The 17,900-nt window shown below is 71.4% G+C and carries 17 protein-coding genes; 6 read left to right on the plus strand and 11 right to left on the minus strand.

Translation table 11 applies throughout. The features are described from left to right. The first annotated feature begins 13 nt into the window (after nt 1-13). Together ACIBVN_RS36965 and ACIBVN_RS36970 are read left to right on the plus strand one after the other, a co-directional pair. Complete coding sequence (locus ACIBVN_RS36965; protein WP_397144579.1) at nt 14-619, plus strand: TetR/AcrR family transcriptional regulator; 606 nt, start codon at nt 14-16, stop codon at nt 617-619. Next, the gene (locus ACIBVN_RS36970) at nt 616-2,025 is read left to right on the plus strand and encodes an MFS transporter (RefSeq protein ID WP_397144581.1); all 1,410 of its coding nucleotides are present in this window, start codon (nt 616-618) and stop codon (nt 2,023-2,025) included. The genes ACIBVN_RS36965 and ACIBVN_RS36970 overlap by 4 nt, the downstream gene beginning before the upstream one ends. A 9-nt stretch (nt 2,026-2,034) precedes the next feature. Here ACIBVN_RS36970 and ACIBVN_RS36975 read toward each other — a convergent pair whose 3' ends face one another. Further along, nucleotides 2,035-3,246, minus strand: a complete 1,212-nt coding sequence (locus tag ACIBVN_RS36975) for a trans-sulfuration enzyme family protein (protein WP_397144583.1) — start codon at nt 3,244-3,246, stop codon at nt 2,035-2,037. 100 nt (nt 3,247-3,346) lie between these two features. Between ACIBVN_RS36975 and ACIBVN_RS36980 the strand changes: the two genes are divergently transcribed. Then, entirely contained in the window at nt 3,347-3,844 is a 498-nt protein-coding gene (locus ACIBVN_RS36980; RefSeq protein WP_397144585.1) for an Lrp/AsnC family transcriptional regulator, read from the plus strand. A 20-nt stretch (nt 3,845-3,864) separates the two neighbouring features. On the opposite strand, the gene ACIBVN_RS36985 is transcribed toward ACIBVN_RS36980, so the two are convergent. Continuing rightward, nucleotides 3,865-5,094, minus strand: a complete 1,230-nt coding sequence (locus ACIBVN_RS36985) for a cytochrome P450 (RefSeq protein ID WP_397144587.1) — start codon at nt 5,092-5,094, stop codon at nt 3,865-3,867. Between the two features lie 120 nt (nt 5,095-5,214). On the opposite strand from ACIBVN_RS36985, the gene ACIBVN_RS36990 reads away from it, so the two are divergent. Beyond that, complete coding sequence (locus ACIBVN_RS36990; RefSeq protein ID WP_397144589.1) at nt 5,215-6,591, plus strand: FG-GAP and VCBS repeat-containing protein; 1,377 nt, start codon at nt 5,215-5,217, stop codon at nt 6,589-6,591. A gap of 47 nt (nt 6,592-6,638) precedes the next feature. On the opposite strand, the gene ACIBVN_RS36995 is transcribed toward ACIBVN_RS36990, so the two are convergent. From ACIBVN_RS36995 to ACIBVN_RS37020, 6 genes are read right to left on the minus strand one after another with little or no spacing between them, the layout of a single operon-like run. Then, nucleotides 6,639-8,144: a sensor histidine kinase gene (locus ACIBVN_RS36995; protein ID WP_397144591.1), complete on the minus strand. Its 1,506-nt coding sequence runs from the start codon at nt 8,142-8,144 to the stop codon at nt 6,639-6,641. Next, entirely contained in the window at nt 8,141-8,833 is a 693-nt protein-coding gene (locus tag ACIBVN_RS37000) for a response regulator transcription factor (protein ID WP_397144593.1), read from the minus strand. Before ACIBVN_RS37000 ends, ACIBVN_RS36995 begins: the two co-directional genes overlap by 4 nt. Then, on the minus strand, nt 8,830-9,369 hold the full coding sequence (locus ACIBVN_RS37005) for a hypothetical protein (protein ID WP_397144595.1): 540 nt from the start codon (nt 9,367-9,369) through the stop codon (nt 8,830-8,832). Before ACIBVN_RS37005 ends, ACIBVN_RS37000 begins: the two co-directional genes overlap by 4 nt. A gap of 10 nt (nt 9,370-9,379) precedes the next feature. After that, the gene (locus ACIBVN_RS37010) at nt 9,380-10,624 is read right to left on the minus strand and encodes an ABC transporter permease (protein WP_397144597.1); all 1,245 of its coding nucleotides are present in this window, start codon (nt 10,622-10,624) and stop codon (nt 9,380-9,382) included. Further along, complete coding sequence (locus ACIBVN_RS37015) at nt 10,621-11,409, minus strand: ABC transporter ATP-binding protein (RefSeq protein ID WP_397144599.1); 789 nt, start codon at nt 11,407-11,409, stop codon at nt 10,621-10,623. Before ACIBVN_RS37015 ends, ACIBVN_RS37010 begins: the two co-directional genes overlap by 4 nt. Beyond that, a complete protein-coding gene (locus ACIBVN_RS37020; RefSeq protein ID WP_397144601.1) occupies nt 11,406-12,533 on the minus strand; it encodes an efflux RND transporter periplasmic adaptor subunit in 1,128 nt (375 codons plus the stop codon). Before ACIBVN_RS37020 ends, ACIBVN_RS37015 begins: the two co-directional genes overlap by 4 nt. Before the next feature lie 176 nt (nt 12,534-12,709). Here ACIBVN_RS37020 and ACIBVN_RS37025 point away from each other — a divergent pair, with 176 nt between their 5' ends. After that, nucleotides 12,710-14,329 (plus strand): efflux RND transporter periplasmic adaptor subunit, encoded by a 1,620-nt coding sequence (locus ACIBVN_RS37025; protein ID WP_397144603.1) that lies wholly within the window; start codon nt 12,710-12,712, stop codon nt 14,327-14,329. 65 nt (nt 14,330-14,394) lie between these two features. On the opposite strand, the gene ACIBVN_RS37030 is transcribed toward ACIBVN_RS37025, so the two are convergent. The 3 genes from ACIBVN_RS37030 to ACIBVN_RS37040 form a co-directional block, all read right to left on the minus strand. Next, nucleotides 14,395-15,939 carry an alkaline phosphatase D family protein gene (locus ACIBVN_RS37030; RefSeq protein WP_397144605.1) on the minus strand — a complete coding sequence of 515 codons (1,545 nt, stop codon included), beginning with the start codon at nt 15,937-15,939 and terminating at the stop codon, nt 14,395-14,397. A 102-nt stretch (nt 15,940-16,041) separates the two neighbouring features. Next, on the minus strand, nt 16,042-16,629 hold the full coding sequence (locus ACIBVN_RS37035) for an HAD family hydrolase (protein ID WP_397144607.1): 588 nt from the start codon (nt 16,627-16,629) through the stop codon (nt 16,042-16,044). Then, nucleotides 16,626-17,447 (minus strand): hypothetical protein, encoded by an 822-nt coding sequence (locus ACIBVN_RS37040; RefSeq protein ID WP_397144609.1) that lies wholly within the window; start codon nt 17,445-17,447, stop codon nt 16,626-16,628. Before ACIBVN_RS37040 ends, ACIBVN_RS37035 begins: the two co-directional genes overlap by 4 nt. A 166-nt stretch (nt 17,448-17,613) precedes the next feature. Here ACIBVN_RS37040 and ACIBVN_RS37045 point away from each other — a divergent pair, with 166 nt between their 5' ends. Then, nucleotides 17,614-17,889, plus strand: a complete 276-nt coding sequence (locus ACIBVN_RS37045) for a helix-turn-helix transcriptional regulator (RefSeq protein WP_349450281.1) — start codon at nt 17,614-17,616, stop codon at nt 17,887-17,889. Nucleotides 17,890-17,900: the final 11 nt, after the last annotated feature.

Raw genomic sequence — 17,900 nt, forward strand, 5'->3', positions numbered from 1 at the left:
CTACCATGGCCCTATGCCCCGAATCTCGGCCGCCACCATCGGCGAGCATCGCGCACAGACGCGCGACCGCATCCTGCAGGCCTTCTCCCGCCTGTCCAGGGTGCACGGCATCGACGCGATCTCACTGACGGACGTGGCCGGCGAGGCAGGCATCACCAGGACCGTCCTGTACAACTACTTCCCTGACAAGGCGGCGCTGCTGCTGGCGTTCACCGAGCGGGTGACTCAATACTTCATCGACAGCTACGAACGGGACCTGCCCGAAGGCGCCTCTCCGGCCGATCGGTTGCGGGCGTTCGTACGGCTGCAACTGGCCGGCCTGCTCGCCCATCCGCACCCGGGGGCCGCCGATCTCAGCGCCGCCCTCGGCCCGGACGCCTACCAGCAGCTGGCCGAGCACGTCGCGCCCATGCAGCGCGTCCTGGTGGAGATCCTGGACAGCGGTGTCGAGTCCGGCGACTTCCGCGTGCTGGACCTGGCGGCCACGGCCCGGATGATCCTCGCCGTCATCGGCGCCGAGCGGGTTCCGCTGATCAGCGGGGACGTGACGGTCGAGCGGGCCGCGGAGCTGGTGTCCGAGTTCGTGCTGCGGGCCCTCACCACCGAAAGCGCCGCGTGAGCGGCCAGGGAACGGTGTCCGGGGACGCCCACGTCGAGCTCAAGTCCGCCCGCGGCCGCTGGATCCTGGGCGCGACCGTGCTCGGCTCGGGCCTGGCGCTCCTCGACAGCACCGTGGTCAACGTCGCGCTCCCGTACCTCGGCAAAGAGCTCGACGCGGGCATGGACGGCCTGCAGTGGACGATCAACGCGTACACCCTCACCCTCGCCGGCCTCATCCTGCTGGGCGGGTCCCTGGGCGACCGCTACGGGCGGCGAAGGATCTTCGTCATCGGCACCGTGTGGTTCGCCGTCGCCTCCGCGCTGTGCGGCCTGTCGCCGAACATCGAGTTCCTGATCGGCGCCCGGGCCCTGCAGGGGATCGGCGGGGCGCTGCTCACGCCCGGGTCCCTGGCGATCATCCAGGCGTCGTTCGTGCGGCACGACCGGCCCCGGGCCGTGGGGATATGGTCGGGGCTCGGCGGAGTGGCCGCCGCGATCGGGCCGCTGCTGGGCGGCTGGCTCGTGCAGACGGCCGGATGGCGCTGGGCGTTCCTGATCAATCTGCCGTTCGCGGCGCTCATCGTGCTCGTCACCCTGCGGCACGTGCCCGAGAGCAAGGACGAGGAGGCGGTGGGGCGCTTCGACGTGCTCGGGTCGGTGCTGGCGGCGCTGTCGCTGGCCGGGATCACGTACGGGCTGATCCAGAAGGGCGCGCCCGTGCCGCTCATCGCCGGAGTGCTGCTGGGGGCGGCGTTCGTGGTGACCGAGATCCGCAGGTCGCCGGACGCGCTGGTGCCGGTGGGGATCTTCCGGAACCACGTGTTCACGGCCGTGAACGTGGTGACGCTGATCATGTACGCGGCCATGGGCGTGGTGTTCTTCCTGCTCGTGGTGCAGCTCCAGGTGGTGTCCGGCTTCGGGCCCATCGCGGCGGGGCTGGCCATGCTGCCGACGACGATCCTGATGATGTTGCTGTCGGGCCGGGCCGGCGAGGTCGCCAAGCGGCTCGGCCCGCGCTGGCCGATGACGGCCGGGATCCTGCTCGCGGGCTGCGGGTTCATCGCGATGAGCACGATCGGGCCGGGCGCCTCGTACCTGTTGCAGGTCCTGCCCGCGGTGACCGTCTTCGGGTTGGGGTTGTCGGCGGCGGTCGCGCCGCTCACCTCGACCGTGCTGGCCACGGCCGACGAGCGGTACGCGGGCACGGCCAGCGGCATCAACAACGCCGTGGCCCGCACCGGCAGCCTCCTGGCCGTCGCCGCGGTGCCGCCGCTGGTCGGGCTGGTGGGCGACGCGTTCGAGAACCCGGCGGTGTTCAACGCCGGGTTCCGGGCGGCGATGCTGATCAGCGCCGGGATGATGGTGGTCTCGGCACTGATCACGTTCTTCACCATCAGGACGAACGTCCTGGCGACCGAGGACTAGGCTCGTGGCCTATCCGGAGTAAACGCCCGCGGACACGGGAATCGGGCGGTGTGTGGCGAGGGCCTGATCGAGGTCGGCCATCAGGTCCTCGTGGTCCTCAAGCCCGATGGAGAGCCTGACCAGGCTGACGGCGGGCCGGGCCTCGGGGGCGACGGGCCGGTGCGTCAGCGCCGCGGGGTGCTGGATCAGCGAGTCGACACCGCCCAGGGACACCGCGTGGGTGAACAGGCGGACGGCCGAGGTGACGCGTACTGCTTGTTCGAAGCCGCCGCGGAGATCGATGGAGATCATCGCCCCGGTGCCCTTCATCTGCCGGCCGAGCAGCCCCTCCGGGTCTGCCGCGATCCCGGGGTAGTGGACGCGGGCGACGCTCGGGTGGGTCTTCAGCCACGCGGCGATGCGCTGGGCGTTCGCCTGCTGGGCGCGTACCCGGACCGGAAGCGTGGCGAGTCCCCGGTGCAGGAGGTAGGCGCCCAACGGGTGGAGCAGGCCGCCGGTGACGGCGCGGACCCGCCGCAGCGCGGCTGCCTGCTCCTGGCCGCAGGCGATGACACCGGCGATGACGTCGCCGTGCCCGCCCAGGTACTTGGTCGCGCTGTGGAGGACCATCGCGGCGCCGAGGTCGACGGGATTCTGCAGGACCGGGGTCGCGAAAGTGTTGTCCACGAGAACGGGAACGCCGCGGGCGGCCTCGACGACCGCACGGATGTCAACCAGCTCGAGGGTCGGATTGGCGGGCGTCTCGAGCACGATCATCGCTGTGTCGGGCCTGATGGCGGCGGCCACGTCCGGCGCCGAGCAGAAGGTCACCTCGGCCCCGAGGATGCCCGATGCCAGCAAATGATCGGTCCCGCCGTAGAGGGGACGGACGGCCAGGATGTGATGGCGGCCGGTCTCCTTCATGGTCGCCAGGATCGCCGCGGTCATCGCCGCCATGCCCGAGGAGAACGCCACGGCGGCCTCGGCGTGCTCCATCTGTGCCAGCGCTGACTCGAATCGCGCCACGGTCGGGTTCCAGAGCCGGGCGTAGACGGCCCCGCCCTCGGGGTTCGGGGTCCCGCCGGCAGCCATGGACTCGTAGGACAGGCCTCCGGCCTCGATGTTCGGTAGCGGGTTGGTCGACGACAGGTCGATGGGAGGAGCGTGGACACCGAGCTCTGCCAGGTCCTCCCGACCGGCGTGGACGGCAATGGAGTCAAGTTGCAGACGCGGCGAAGTCATGCCACACACTCTGGGTGGATCCACAATTACCCGCAAGACTTGTTGTGAAAACTTCGGATCTCCGCAAAGATCAGTGAAGTTTCCCCAAAAAGGAGGGTCTGTGGCGGGCCGGCAGCCGAAGAAAACACAACCGATCCCAGGGGCTCTCGACGGCACCGATCGGGCCATCCTCGCCGCGCTCGTGGAGGACGGCCGGATGACCAACGCCGCGCTCGCGGCCCGGGTGGGCGTCGCCGAGTCGACTTGCGCGTACCGGGTGCGCGCGCTGAGGGAGTCGGGTGTCATCGCAAGCATCCGTGCCCAGCTCGATCCGGGCGCCTTCGGCCACCCCGTGCAAGCCGTCATCAAGGTCCGTCTGGGGAGCCACAGCCGCGAGCACGTCCGCAACCTGTACGACAGTCTGGTCAATGTGCCAGGGACCTTGATGGTTCTGCACGTCGGCGGCACCGACGACTTTCTCCTGCACGTGGCCGTGACCAGGCCGGAAGAGCTCCGCGACCTCATCCTGGAGCATGTGACCATCCACCCGATGGTGCGGCAGACGGAAACCCAGCTGGTGTTCGAGGCACGCGAAGGCTGCGGCGTGCTGCAGAAGTAAGCCCTCGCGATCCCGCAACGCTAGAAGGCGAAGCCCTGCCTGCGGACGCTGTTGTCGAAGTTCGACAGCAGCAGGTCGGGCTGGCCGACCGCGCGGATGCCGGGCAGCCGGGTCAGCAGCTCGCGGAACATCGTACGCAGCTCCTGCCTGGCCAGGTTGGCGCCGAGGCAGAAGTGCGGGCCCGGGCCGCCGAAGCCGACGTGGGGTTTGGTGTCGCGGGTGATGTCGAACGTGTCGGCGTCCGGGAAGACCGACTCGTCCCGGTTGGCCGAGCCGTAGAAGAGGACGACCTTGTCGCCCTTCTTCAGCGCCAGCCCGCGCAGCGAGCAGTCCTCGGTGACCGTGCGCCTGAACTGCATGATCGGCGACACGTAGCGGACCATCTCCTCGATCGCGCCGTTGATGTGCGAGCCGAAGTCGCTCATCAGCAGCTCGCGCTGCGCCGGGTTGTCGGTGAGGAGCTTGAGGCCGTGGGCCATCGTGTTGCGGGCCGTCTCGTTGCCCGCGACCAGCAGCAGCGCGAAGAACGAGCCGAGCTCCTTGTCGGTCAGCTTCTCCCCGTCCGGGTTGGCGTTGACCAGCAGGGAAACCAGGTCGCCCTTGGGGTTGGCGGCGCGCTCGTGGCCGAGCTTGATGACCATGCGCTGCAGGGCGAGCAGGGCCAGCATGTTCTGTCCGGCCATCTGGACGCTGCGGGCCAGGCTGGGGCGGACGCCGGTGTAGGCGGTGGAGATGTCGGCGTGCTGGTGGACCTTTTCCCGGAGCTCCTGAGGGACGTCCAGCATGTCGCAGATGACGTGGATGGGCAGCCGGGCGGCCACCTGGGCCACGAAGTCGCGAGGGCCGTCGTTGACGACGTCGTCCACGATGCGGGCGCAGGCGGCCTCGATGTCGCCCTGCAGCCCCGCCAGCATCTTCGGGCTGAACGAGCGGGTGACGATCCTGCGCAGGCGGGCGTGGCGCGGGTCGTCCATGTTGACCATCGACTCCCCGAACACCTGCTTCACCCAGCCGGGCGGCTCGGGGTTGGTCACGGCCGGCTCGCTGGAGAAGATCTTGGCGTTGCGGCTGGCCTCGACCACGTCCGCGTGCCGTACGAAGGCGTAGAAGCCCTTGCCCGACCGGAGGAACGGCACCCTCTTCTCCGGGAAGAACACCGGATGCTCCAACTGGCGGAGCCGGGCGAACGCCTCATTCCGCTCTTTGAGCGGCCTGCGCCAGAAATCCAAGTCCGCGAGGTCGATGTCCACGCGACCATCGTGGCACGTTCCCATGCCGCTGGGGATCGGCAACGGATGTGCATCCGCCTCTCCAGGGCCGTTCCCGCGCCGTTCAGGCACGGTTCGACCGGTGTGGACATTACTTCCGGTATGAAGCTGCTGCTCGCCGCGTGTCTGGTTCTTCCGCTCACTTCCGGTACGGCTCCCACCGCGGCTCGGTCGTGCGGTGGCCACCCTCTCGACTTCGACGGCGACGGGCGGCCCGACCTCGCCGTGGCCGCTCCCTATGACGACTCCCGGGCCGGGTCGGTGACCGTGATGTACGGGTCCGGGAAGAAGGCGAAGCTCACGCAGGACGGGGCGGAGCCGGGTGACTCGTTCGGCTCGGCCCTGGCCGTGGGGGACTTCAACGGGGACAGGTGCGCCGACCTGGCCGTGGGGGTGTCGGAGGAGTTCGCGGGCGCCCGGGTGCCCGGCGGGGACGGGAACGGGGTCGTCCAGATCTTCAACGGGTCGGCCGAGGGGCTGGTCGCCGGCAAGGAGCTGGCGCTGGCCAAGCCGTCCAGCGACCGGTTCGGGGCGTCGCTGGCCGCCGGGGACCTCGACGGGGACGGCAAGGACGAGCTGGTGGTGGGCGCGCCCAGCCATCGGTCGGGCGGAGCGGTGACCGTCTACTGGATGAAGGGGCGCAAGCCGTACCAGATCACGCAGAAGACGCGGTGGGTGCGGCAGGCGGCGAGCGTGACCGACCAGTGGGGGGCGGCGCTGGCGACCGGGGACTTCGACGGGGACGGCAAGGACGAGCTGGTCGTCGGCGCGCCCGCCGACAGCGTCACGCTGGACGGGCAGGGCTCGGTGACCGTGCTCGACGTACGGGCGAAGCGGGCCCGGCAGCTCACCCAGAGCAGCCCCGGCATCAAGGGGGCGTCCGAGAAGTGGGACGCGTTCGGGGCCTCGCTGGCCACGGGCGACTTCAACGGCGACGGGCGCGCCGACCTGGCCATCGGGGTCCCCGGCGAGGGCCTCAGCGCGAACCAGCGGGCCATGGACTACGGCGACGGCACCGTGGACGTCCTGTACGGGGCGCGGAGCGGGCTGACCACCCACAAGAGCGAGGCGTGGTCGCAGAACACGCTGGAGGGCCTGCCCCGGTACTACGACCGGTTCGGGGCGTCGCTGGCGGCCGGGGACTTCAACGGGGACGGCAACGACGAGCTGGCGATCGGCGTGCCCGGGGAGAAGGCGGTCCAGGTGCTGGCCGGGCGCGCGTCCGGCGGGCTGACCCGGGTCGGGAACCTGCTGGTCAAGGGGAAGGGACGCGACTTCGGCGCCGCGCTGGCCGCGCTGCCCCTGAGCGAGCGCTACCACACGCTGGGCAAGCGGCGGCCGCTCTACGGGCTGGTGGTGGCGGCGCCCGACCAGGGGCTCGTCATGTACGCGCCCGGCTCGCGGAAGCGGGGGCTGAAGCTGGGCAAGGTGCGCCGGCTCAGCCAGGGCAGCGGCCTGTACGGCTACACCTTCGGCTGAGGTCCGCCCAGGAAGAGCGGGTGCGGCGCCGTTGAGCTGAGGCCCTCCTAGGAAGGGCGGGGTGCGGCGCCGTCGACGGGCAGGATCACCCTGAACAGCGCCCCCTTGCCCGGCGAGCCCTCCGCCACCACGATGCCGCCGTGCGCCTCCACGAGCGTGGCCGCGATCGACAGCCCCAGCCCCGACCCGCCCGCGCTCCGCGCCGGATCCGCTCGGTAGAACCGCTCGAACACCCGCTCGGCCACCTCCGGCGGGAACCCGGGCCCTTCGTCGGCCACCTCCACAACGGCCTGGTCGCCGTCCCCACCGACCCGCACGCCGACCCGCACCTGGAAGGGCGTGCCGGGCGGGGTGTGGGTGAGGGCGTTGGTGACGAGGTTGTTGATCACCTGCCCGAGCCGCGACTCGTCCCCCGTCACGATCACCTCCCCCTCGCCCCCGAACAGCCGCACCAGCTCGATCTTCCGGTCCGGCGCGAGCGTCTGGGCGTCGATCACGGCGGTGGCCGCGAGGCTGAGCAGGTCCACCGGCCGCCGGGCCAGCTCCCGCCGCTGGTCGAGCCGGGCCAGCAGCAGCATGTCCTCCACGAGCAGCCCCATGCGCGCCGCCTGCCCCTCGATGCGGCTCAGCAGGCGTACGGCCTCGGCCAGGTCCTTCTCCTCCCCCAGCCGGTACAGCTCCGCGAACCCCCTGATCGAGGTCAGCGGCGTGCGCAGCTCGTGCGAGGCGTCGGCCATGAACCTGCGCATCAACTCCTCGGACCGCCGGGCGGCCGTGGCGGACTGGCGAGCCGACTCGGCCGCCGCCTCCCGCTCGCGCACCGCCACCTCGATCTGGGCGAGCATGCTGTTGAGCGAACGGCCCAGCTTGCCGACCTCGGTGGTGCCGGCCCAGAGGGGCACGCGGCGTGACAGGTCGCCGCCCGCGATGTCGTTGGCCGTACGCGCGATCTCGCGGAGCGGGCGCAGGCTGCGGCGTACCAGCCAATAACAGGCGAACCCGAGCACCACCAGCGTGCCGCCGCCGCCTATCGCGACGATCAGGAGGAGCTGGGAGACCGTGGCGTCCACTTCGCTCAGGTTGACGGCGATCACCCGGCTCTCGCCGCCGCGGCCCGGCACGGCGACGACGCGCCAGCTCGGGCCCCCGGTGGCGCGCGACTCGACGGTGAAGGGCCGGCCGTCGAGCGCGACGACCTTGCGGAGAGTGAGCTTGGGCAGGGCGGGCGTGTGCTCCTCGGTCGACTCGCTGAGCGTCCTGATCGGGGCGCCGGAAGGGTCCAGGAGCACCGCGTAGAACAGGCCGAAGAAGCGCTGCGGGCGCGCGCCGGGACGGGGCTGCTCGGCCATCGGGGGCGGGTCGCGCAGCGGGCGGCTGGCCGCCAGCAGCTGCTGGTCCACCCGCTCGACGAGGTAGCCGCGCAGCAGCCGTATGGCGAACAGGCCGGTCAGGGTGATGGCGAGGGTGACCAGAAGGAGCGTGGCCGAGACGAGACGGAGCCAGAGCGGGGTCCTGGCCACGTGTTTCCGCAGCCGCGCGAAGACCTTGGTCATATGCGTGGGGGGCGCAGGATGTAACCGACCCCGCGCAACGTGTGCAGGTACTTGCGCTCCCCCGTGTCCACCTTCCGCCGCAGGTAGGAGACGTACGACTCGACCAGGCCGACGTCGGTGCGCCAGTCGCCGTTCCACACGTGGTCGAGGATCTGCGTCTTCGACAGCACCCGGCCCACGTTGAGCATGAAGTACCGCAGCAGCCTGAACTCCGTCGGCGACAACTTGATCGGGATGCCGTCGCGCCACACTTCGTGGCTCTCCTCGTCCAGCTCCAGGTCGGCCACCCGCAGCCGGTTGGGCGGCGGCGCGCCGCGCCGGGTCCTGCGCAGCACCGCCCGGATCCTGGCGATGACCTCCTCCAGGCTGAACGGCTTGGTCACGTAGTCCTCGCCCAGGCCCAGCCCCGCGATCCGGTCCTCGGACGTGTCCTTGGCGGTGACGAACAGGACGGGAACCCGGCGGCCGCGGGACCGCAGCCTGCCCGCGACCGCCAGGCCGTCCAGGTCGGGCAGCATGATGTCGAGCATCACCAGGTCAGGCGAGCTCTCCTCGGCCACCCGCAGCGCCTCCATGCCGTCGGCCGCGGTCAGCACCTCGAACCCGGCCATGCGCAGGCTGGCCGAGAACAGCTCCCTGATGTTGGGCTCGTCGTCGACCACCAGCAGCCTGGCCTCGGGCGCACTCATCGAGGGCCTCCTCCCTGGGTGATCGAGGTGGCCGCCACCGAACCGTCACCGCCCTGCCGGCCGCGCACCACGACCGTGGTGCCGGTCTGCAGGTCGGACACCTTGCCCGGCTTGGAGATCTGTACGGTGGTCTGGTCGTTCACGGTGACCGTGACGGTGGCGCCGTCCATGGTCTTGACGTACACCTTGCCACCCTCGACCTTGTCCACGGTGCCCATGGTGCCGCCCGCGGGGCCGCCCCCGCCCGTCCGCTGGCCGCCGCCGTAGCCCGGCGGTTGCCCGGAGCCGCCGCGCTGCTGGCCGAAGCCGCCCTGCGGCTGGCCGTACCCGCCTCCCATGGGGCGCTGCTGCCCCCCGGCGGCGGAGACGTCCGGGGAGCCGAACAGGCTCTGCGCCTGGATGCCGATGAGGATGCCCGCCACCAGCACGACGCCGGCGGCCAGCGCCAGCGTGAGCTTCGACGGGCCCTTGCGGGGCTGGACGGCGAGCTCCTCTCGCAGGTCGTCGGGGTAGGGGGAGGAGTCGAGCTGGGCCATGTCATTCTCCTTACTCGTGGCGCAGTGCCTGGATCGGCCTCAGCTTGGCCGCCCTGTTGGCGGGATAACTCCCGAAGAACAGCCCGATCCCCACCGACACGCCCAGCGCCAGCGCCACCGACGACGGCACGAGGACCGGCTCGATGCCGGCGACGGTGAACCTGGTCCCGATGAACGCCACCAGCACCCCGGACAACCCCCCGACCAGGCTCAGCAACGTGGCCTCCAGCAGGAACTGGCCCAGGATCGCGCTCCTGGGCGCGCCGATCGCCTTGCGGATGCCGATCTCGCGCGTGCGCTCCGTGACGGTCACCAGCATGATGTTGGTGATGCCGATGCCGCCCACCAGCAGCGAGATCGCGGCCACGGCGCCCAGCAGCACGGTGAAGGTGCCGGTGGCCTGGCTGACGGTCTCCTGCAGGGTGGCCTGGTTGAGGATCCGGTAGTCGGGGTTGTTGTTCGTGATGCCGTGCCGTTGGTTGAGGATAGCCGTGACCTCGGACTGGGCCGCCGTCGTGGCCTCCGATCCGGACGCCTGGACGACGATCGAGCTGAGCGAGCCGAACCCGCTCAGGCTCTGCTGCACGGCGGGCAGCGGCGCGATCGCCACGTCGTCGGCGTCCTGCATGCCGGTGGACCCGGCCTCCTTCAGCACGCCGACCACCGTGAACGGCACGCCGGACACGCTGACCTGCTTGCCGATCGGATCGACGGTGCCGAAGAGCTCCTCCACGACGGTCTGGCCGAGCACCACGACCTTCCTGGCGGCCAGCACGTCGTCGTTGAAGAAGTACGTGCCCTTGGCGACGGGCTTGTTCACGGCCTCGAAGTAGCTGGGGTAGGTGCCGACGAACTGGGAGATCGCGTGGCTGGCGGCCCCGTACGCGGCGGTCGAGGAGGCGGCGGTCACGACCGGCGAGACGCTCCTGACCGAGGGCGCCAGGGTCCTGTCGGTCAGCGCCTTGGCGTCGGCCAGGCTGAGCTGCCTGGCCTGGGTGCGCGGGCCGGTGTTCCCGCCGCCGGCTGTCCGCATGCCGCCACCGCCGCCTCCGGAGAACTGCGGGGAGATCGTCAGGGTGTTGGCGCCGAGGCGCTGGATGTTGCGCTGGATGCTCTGCGAGGAGCCCTCGCCGACGGCGACCAGCATGATGACCGCGGCGACGCCGATGAGGATGCCGAGCGTGGTCAGCGAGCTGCGCATCTTGTTGGCCAGCAGGCCGCGAAGCGCGAAGCGGAAGATCTCGAGCTGGTTCACCTGGCCGCCGCCCTGTCGTTCTCCAGGTCCTGCTCCGGATCCTGCTCGGGCAGCCGCGGCGGCGGCCCGTCCACGGGGGCCTGGCGGCGGTCCTCCACGATCTCGCCGTCCACCAGCCTGATCACCCGCTTGGCGTGCGCGGACACGTCGTTCTCGTGGGTGATCAGTACGATCGTGCGGCCGGACGCGCTGAGCCGGTCCAGGATGTCCAGGACGTCGCCCGTGGAGGCGGTGTCGAGGTTGCCGGTCGGCTCGTCGGCAAGCAGCAGGGCGGGCGCCGTGACCAGCGCCCTGGCCACGGCCACGCGCTGCTGCTGGCCGCCGGAGAGCTGGTTCGGCTCGTGGTGCACGCGGTCGGTCAGCCCGACCTGCTCCAGCGCCGCCAAGGCCCGTGCGCGCCGCTCGCCCTGGCCGATGCCGCCGTAGACGAGCGGCAGCTCGACGTTGGCCAGCGCGCTCATGCGCGGGATCAGGTTGAACGACTGGAACACGAACCCGACCCTGCGGTTGCGCAGGATCGCGAGCTGGCGCTCGTCCAGCTGCCCCACGTCGGCGCCGTCGATCTCGTACGTGCCGGAGGTCGGGACGTCGAGGCAGCCCAGGATGTTCATGAGCGTGGACTTGCCGGAGCCGGAGGCGCCCATGATGGCGACGTAGTCGCCGCGCTCGACGTCCAGGCTGACGCCGCGCAGGGCGCGCACCCTGGCATCGCCCTCGCCGTACTCCTTGACCAGGTCGCGCACCCGCAGGACGGGCGGGACCGCGCCGGCCGGCGGGGCGCTCATCGGCCGCCTCCCGGCACGCCGCCCCCGTTGGGTCCGCCACCGCCGCCGGGGAACCCGCCGCCGCCGAAGCGCAGGTTGCCGCCCGTGGTGTTCGTCGTGGTCACCGGGGGCACGATCTGGTCGCCCTCGGACACGCCCGACTTGATCTCCGTCAGGCTCGTGCCCTGCACGCCGACCTGGACCGGGGTCCTGGTCTGCCGGCCGTTCTCGAGCAGGGTGACCGTGGTCTGGCCGCCGCTGGTGGAGACCGCGGTGGAGGGGACGGTGATGACGTCGTCGGCCTGGCCGACCACGACCTCGACGGTGGCCGTCTGGCCCAGCCGCACCTGGCTGGGGACCTTCGTGAACGTGACGGTGACCGGGTACTGCACGACGTTGTTGCTGGTGGAGGCGACCGGCTCGATCTGGGTGACCTTGCCCGTCGCGCTCACCCCCGGCAGGGCGTCGAAGGTGACCGTGGCCTCCTGGCCCTGCTTGAGCTTGCCGACGTCGGACTCCGTGAAGGTGCCCACAAGCTGCAGCTTGCCGGTGTCGGCGAGCTCGATGAACCCGCCGGAACTCTGCCCGCCGGCGGAACCCGAGCCCGAGGCCTGGCCCGTGCTCTGGCCGGTGCCCGAGCTCGTACCCGAGCCGGAGCCCGTGCCGGAGCTGCTGCCGCCGACCGAGCCGTTCACCGCCGTGATCGTGCCCTTGAACGGGGCCTTCAGCACCGTGGCCGCGACCGTGCGCTGGGCCTCGCGGTAGGCGTTGCGGGCCTTGATGTAGGAGGCGTAGAGCTGGGCCGTCGAGGTCCCCTCGTCCACCGCGCCGTCGTACGTGGCCTTGGCCGCCGCCAGGCTCTCCTGGGCGGCGTCGTCGTCGAGCCTGGCCAGGATGTCGCCCTTGCTGACCTTGTCGCCGGCCTTGACGTAGATCTTCTCGACCGTGCCGGTCGTACCGAACGAGAGCGCTCTGGACTTGGAGCTCGTCACCGCGCCCGACGCGGACACCGAGGCCACCACGGAGCCGCGGCTCGCGGTCACGGTCCTGACGGCCGTCTCTCCGGCCGCCTGTCCCGTGCCGAGCTGGGAGTAGGCGAGCACGCCACCGCCCAGCAGGAGCACCACCAGCGCTCCGTTGGTCATCAGCGCTCTGCGCCTTGTCGACACCTTCACAGCCGGTGACCCTTGCACACAATGCTGCGCCGGAGCCGCGAGCAAGCTGAACGTTCGCTGACAACCCCGCAGCCCCATCCGGCACACAGGTAACTCTTAGGCTGCTCGCAGCCGGGCACGAACCTGCTCCGCCAGGATGGGCCGCCATGAGACCGACTTTCGCGTTGGGCGGGCTCGCCCTTGCCGTGCTCGTGGCCGGCAGCGGCCTGGCGCTGGCCTTGCGCGACGACGCCCCGCCCACCGTCCAGGTACGGCTCGCCGCCGCGCAGCGCGGCCAGGTCACAGCCACGGTCAGCGCGGCGGGCAGCACCGTGGACGGCTCGCGCAGGAACCTGGCGTTCGGCTCCTCGGGCACGCTGACCAAGGTGTACGTCAAGGTCGGGACCAAGGTGAAGAAGGGCCAGGTGCTGGCCAGGATCGACGGCCGGGCGGCGCGGGAGGCGTACACGGCGGCCAAGGCCGACCTGGCGGCCGCCGAAGAGGCCCTGGACGAGGCCCAGGTCGCGTCCGGTTCGACGCCCGCGGCCTGCACGCCCTCCGGCAGCGGCACCACAGCGGCCAACGGCGAGCTCGGGCCGGCGGCGCCGTCCGCGCTGAACCCGAACCCCGTGCCCACCTCCACCCCGCACTCCACCGCCACGCCGACCACCGGGCCCACCGACCCAGGCCCCGAGCCGCAACCCACGGTGACGGTCACCGTGACGGCCACCGTCACCACGACCGTCACCGCCACCCCCACCGGCGGCCCCGATGGCGGAACCCCGACCGGCGGCGGCCCCGATGGCGGGACCCCGACCGGCGGCGTCTCCGACGGCACGACCGGCCGGCCTGGGAGCCGTCCCACCCCCACCGGCTCCGCCAAGCCGTCCGCCGGCGCGAAACCGTCGCCGAGCGGCAAGCCCACGGGCAGCGGCAGGCCGTCGGCCCAGCCCAGCGGCAGGGCGAGCGGCAGGCCGGGCACCAAGCCGACCGGCGCCGCCCGGCCGTCCTCCCAGAGCTCCTGCGGCCGGGGCACGGGCACAACGGGCCAAGGCACGGGCACGGCAGGCCAGGGCACGGGCATGGCAGGCCAGGGCACGGACATGGCAGGCCAGGGCACGGCGGGCCAGGGCGGGATCAGCGAGGAGCAGGCCGCCGCGAACGTGGACCGCGCCGAGGCCGCGCTCGAGCAGGCGGCCGACGGCGTACGGGCCACCCGCATCGTGGCCCCGGCGGCGGGCACGGTCCTGTCGGTGGCGGGCGCGGCCGGCGACACGGCGGGCACCGGCACCTTCATCAGCCTCGGCAACCTCAACGAGCTGCAGGTCCAGGCCATGGTCACCGAGTCCGACGTGAACCGGCTCAAGCTCGGCCAGAAGGCCCAGATCACCCTGGCCACCCGGAACGGCGAGCGCCACCAGGGCACGGTGACGGCGATCGCGCCGACCGCGACGGTGGACGGCCAGCTCGTCCGCTACTCGGTCACCCTCGCCTTCGACGAGCCGCCCACCGGCCTCATGCTCGGGCAGACCGCCTCGGTGACGGTCACCACGGGCGAGGCCGAGGACGCGATCTACGTGCCCGCCGCCGCGGTACGCAGCCGGTCGGACGGCACGCAGGTGGTCACGGTGCGCTCCGGCGGCCGCGACTCGGCGAAGGTGGTGCGGACGGGGGTGCGCGGCGACCAGTACGTGCAGGTCACCTCGGGGTTGCGGGAGAGCGAGGAGGTCGTCATGTCGGGCACCACGTCCGGCGAGTTCCCGGACGCGAGCTGGCCCGGCGCCTGAGCCGCGTCCGCGGTTCAGCCAAGCCCCGCGGTTGAGCGGATCCTCAGCCCGCTCCCAGCGAACGTTCAGCCAACGCGCGGGGCGCCCGCCTGCCCGGCTGCCGCGGCGCCGGTCATCGCGGGGAGGGTGAGGCGGTGGGAGGTCTTGGCGCGGGCACCGCGGCGCGAGATGTAGTCCAATGTCCGGAAATCGACGGATAGCTCGTCACGGGTCAGCCGCGCCATCAGGTACCCGCGCCGCTGGTCGATGAAGGAGATGTGCGGGTTCTCCTGGAGCGCCTCCGCGATCCACGTACGGTCCCGGTACCCGTCACCGTCGCTCGCGATCGACGAGGCCACCAGTTCCCTGGCCACCACCGGCGAGTCCGGGTCGTCGAAGTCGGTCTTGAGCTCGGCCAGGTGGTGCATGTGCGCGTCCCCGGTCAGCACCACCGGGTTGGAGGTCCCCGCCAGCGACCCGAGCAGGCGCGTGCGCTCGGCCGCGTACCCGTCCCACGAGTCCAGGTTCACCTCGCGTCCCGGCCCGACCTTGTAGTCGCGCTGCGCCATCATGATCTGCTGCCCGAGCAGGTTCCAGCGGGTGTCCGAGCCGCGCAGCCCGCTCTCCAGCCAGCGCCACTGGTCGGCGCCGAGCAGCGTACGCTTCGACGCCAGCCGGTCGTCGCACCCGGCCCGCACCCCGTCCAGGCAGGCCTGGTCGTCGCGGAACTGGCGCGTGTCCAGCAGGTGGAAGCGCGCGAGCGTGCCCCAGGAAATGCGCCGGTTCACCCTGAGCACCGCCCCCTGGAGGCTGGCGCGCCGCAGCGGCATGTTCTCGTAGTACGCCCTGAACGCCTGCGCCCTGCGCCGGGTGAAGCCGGGCGCCCCCGTGCTGGAGACCGAACCGGCCCAGTTGTTCTCGATCTCGTGGTCGTCGAACGCCATCAGCCAGGGCGCCACCCGGTGCGCGGCCTGCAGGTCGCGGTCGCTCTTGTACTGGGCGTGCCGCAGCCGGTAGTCGGCGAGCGTCTCGCACTTGCCCGGCGTGTGGTTGCGTACGCGACCGGCCAGCGCCGTGTAGCCGCTGGGGCCGTACTCGTACATGTAGTCGCCGAGGAACACCACCAGGTCCGGCTCCTGCTCGGCCAGGCGGCGGTAGGCGGTGTAGTAGCCGTGCTCGTAGTGCGCGCACGCCGCGACCGCGAACGTGAGCGGCGTCTCCCCTGTGGGCGTGGTCCTGGTGCGGCCCGCCGGCGAGAGCCGGCCCTCGCTCCTGAACCGGTAGAAGTAGTCGCGCCCCGGCTCCAGCCCCGCCAGCTCGACATGGACGCTGTGGGCGTCGCGCGCCCTGGCCGTGGCCGTGCCGGACTTGACGATCTTGGAGAAGCGCTCGTCGGACGAGACCTGCCAGTCCACGTCGATGTCGCGGGCGGGCATGCCGCCGCGGCCGTCGCCGCCCAGCGGGTCGGCGGCCAGCCTGGTCCACAGGACGAAGCCGTCGGCCGAGGGGTCGCCGGAGGCCACGCCCAGCGTGAAGGGGTCGGATCTGAGGGTCCTGGCCGCCGCCGGGGTGGCCGGCTGAGGGAGGAGGAGTCCGGCTGTCGCCGCTGTCAGGAAGGCTCTGCGGTCCACGTCCACAGGTATGTCCGCCCGCGCTGACTCAGCCGTGACCGCCGAGTCAAGCGCGGGTGAACAGCATCAGTCGTCCTGTTCGCGGGGTTTCACAGCGCTATGTCACCAGGCTCCCGAGAGCGCGCCACGGAGCGCGGTGGCGTCCGTGAAGTGCACGCCCGTCATGCCCACGCGCTCGGCGCCCTCGATGTTCTCCTTGCGGTCGTCGATGAAGACGATCTCGGACGGGTCGGCGTCCAGCGCCCGGACGACCTCGTCGTAGATCTCCCGATCGGGCTTGACCAGGCCCATCCTGCCGCTGTAGAAGCGCCGGCCGATCTCCGCGATCCAGGGCAGCTCGTCCAGGCCGTCGCCTATGCAGACGGGCGCGTTGGACAGCAGCGCCACGTCCCGTCCCGCCTCGATCAGCTCGCCGAGCAGGCCGACCGTGCCCTCGTTGGGGTACGCCCAGCTCGCGACGTCCATGGCGACCAGGCGGGCGACCTCGGTCTGGGTCACGGGCCGGCCCAGCACCGCCGACCAGTAGGCCGGCGGGCTCAGGCTGGCCCGGTCGAACTCGAGCCGGTGCTCCCAGTAGCCCCGCTTGAAGTCCTCGGGGTCCGCGTCCACCGCCCGCGCCATGGCCTCGGCGTCGGACTCGGACTGGGGAAGGGACAGGACACCGCCGTAGTCGAACACAATCCACGTCATGCCAGGAATGGTCGCAGATGCGGGTCCAGTGCCGGGCAGCCTAGATACTTCTCGGCGGTGTGGAAGTCGATCCAGTCCAGGTTGACCAGCTCTTCGGCGTCCACGCCGGTGAAGCTGACGGCCAGGTTGGGCGGGATGGCGGCGATGTCGTCCTTGTCGGCGATGTTCACCCAGCGCCCGACACCCTTGGGGCGCTCGCCGCGGCCGTTGATGGGGGCGGGCAGGAGGCGCTCGAAGACGACGTTGCGCATGCCGAGCGGGCTGCCGAGGGTGATCAGCAGGTCGATCTGAAGGTCGGGGTGCGCCCAGAGGGTCTCGTACGTGACGACGCTGCCGAGCGAGTGGGCGATCACCACCGTGGGGCGGTTCTTCCGGATCACGTCGGCGACGACCTGACGGCACTTCTCCCGCTTGGCCTCATCGGTGAGGTACGCCGCCACCTCCGGCGCGAACAGCTTGGCGAACGCCGCCGACCTGCCGTCCAGCCTGTCCAGCAGCCAGCCGGTGAACGACTTGAGCGCCCCCGTGACGTGCTCGCCCACGCCCAGGTGCTTCGCCCAGTCCACGAGCACCTGCTGGGCCGGACGTTCCATGCCCGCGGAGGACCTGGCGGCCTCGTCGCCGCGCCGGGCGCCGTGCAGATGGTGCGCGAAGTAGGCGATCTCGCTGAAGTACGCCCGCGTCTCGCCCCCGAGCGCCGCGTGCAGATAGCGGTCCCACTTGACCCGCATCGCCTCGGCCGCCCCGCCCGCGGACCGCCCGGCCTCGAGGTAGTAGTTGTACTTGCCGATCCCGTGCACGCCGACGATCCCGGCCACAGCGCCTCCCCACCCCCTGATCTTTACGCGCGATGCTGGCACACGCCGCTTGCAGTCCGCCATCGCCCAGGGGCCGACACTTTAGGCTTGCCTAAAGATTTAGGTAGAGCTAAAGTGGGGACATTGGTAGATGAGCCTGTAGACGAGCGTCGAGAGCGAGACCGTGATGGCCTTCCGCCGGAGCACCCGCGACGAGGTGGGCGGTCTCGCCCAGAATGTCGTGGACGAGATCACCTGGTACATGCGGGAGCACAAGATCTCCCGCGCCGACCTGGCCGCGTCGATGGGCGTCTCCGCGGGCCGGGTGAGCCAGATCCTGTCCGGCGACGAGAACCTGACGCTCCGCACGCTCGAAACCGTCGTCGCCGCGCTCGGCGCCCGCCTGGAGTTCACGCTCGGCGACGCCGAGGGCTCGGAGATCCTCCTCCACGACCCCGCCTGACCGGCGCCGCG

This window comes from Nonomuraea sp. NPDC049400, assembly GCF_044466425.1.
Taxonomy (GTDB): domain Bacteria; phylum Actinomycetota; class Actinomycetes; order Streptosporangiales; family Streptosporangiaceae; genus Nonomuraea.

Bases quoted from the DNA above. Each gene is read 5' to 3' on its own strand.
- ACIBVN_RS37020 (WP_397144601.1), bottom strand. From the start codon at position 12,533: ATGACCAACGGAGCGCTGGTGGTGCTCCTGCTGGGCGGTGGCGTGCTC.
- ACIBVN_RS36995 (WP_397144591.1), bottom strand. From the start codon at position 8,144: ATGACCAAGGTCTTCGCGCGGCTGCGGAAACACGTGGCCAGGACCCCG.
- ACIBVN_RS37005 (WP_397144595.1), bottom strand. From the start codon at position 9,369: ATGGCCCAGCTCGACTCCTCCCCCTACCCCGACGACCTGCGAGAGGAG.
- ACIBVN_RS37045 (WP_349450281.1), top strand. From the start codon at position 17,614: ATGGCCTTCCGCCGGAGCACCCGCGACGAGGTGGGCGGTCTCGCCCAG.
- ACIBVN_RS36975 (WP_397144583.1), bottom strand. From the start codon at position 3,246: ATGACTTCGCCGCGTCTGCAACTTGACTCCATTGCCGTCCACGCCGGT.
- ACIBVN_RS36965 (WP_397144579.1), top strand. From the start codon at position 14: ATGCCCCGAATCTCGGCCGCCACCATCGGCGAGCATCGCGCACAGACG.
- ACIBVN_RS36990 (WP_397144589.1), top strand. From the start codon at position 5,215: ATGAAGCTGCTGCTCGCCGCGTGTCTGGTTCTTCCGCTCACTTCCGGT.
- ACIBVN_RS37025 (WP_397144603.1), top strand. From the start codon at position 12,710: ATGAGACCGACTTTCGCGTTGGGCGGGCTCGCCCTTGCCGTGCTCGTG.
- ACIBVN_RS37015 (WP_397144599.1), bottom strand. From the start codon at position 11,409: ATGAGCGCCCCGCCGGCCGGCGCGGTCCCGCCCGTCCTGCGGGTGCGC.
- ACIBVN_RS37000 (WP_397144593.1), bottom strand. From the start codon at position 8,833: ATGAGTGCGCCCGAGGCCAGGCTGCTGGTGGTCGACGACGAGCCCAAC.
- ACIBVN_RS37035 (WP_397144607.1), bottom strand. From the start codon at position 16,629: ATGACGTGGATTGTGTTCGACTACGGCGGTGTCCTGTCCCTTCCCCAG.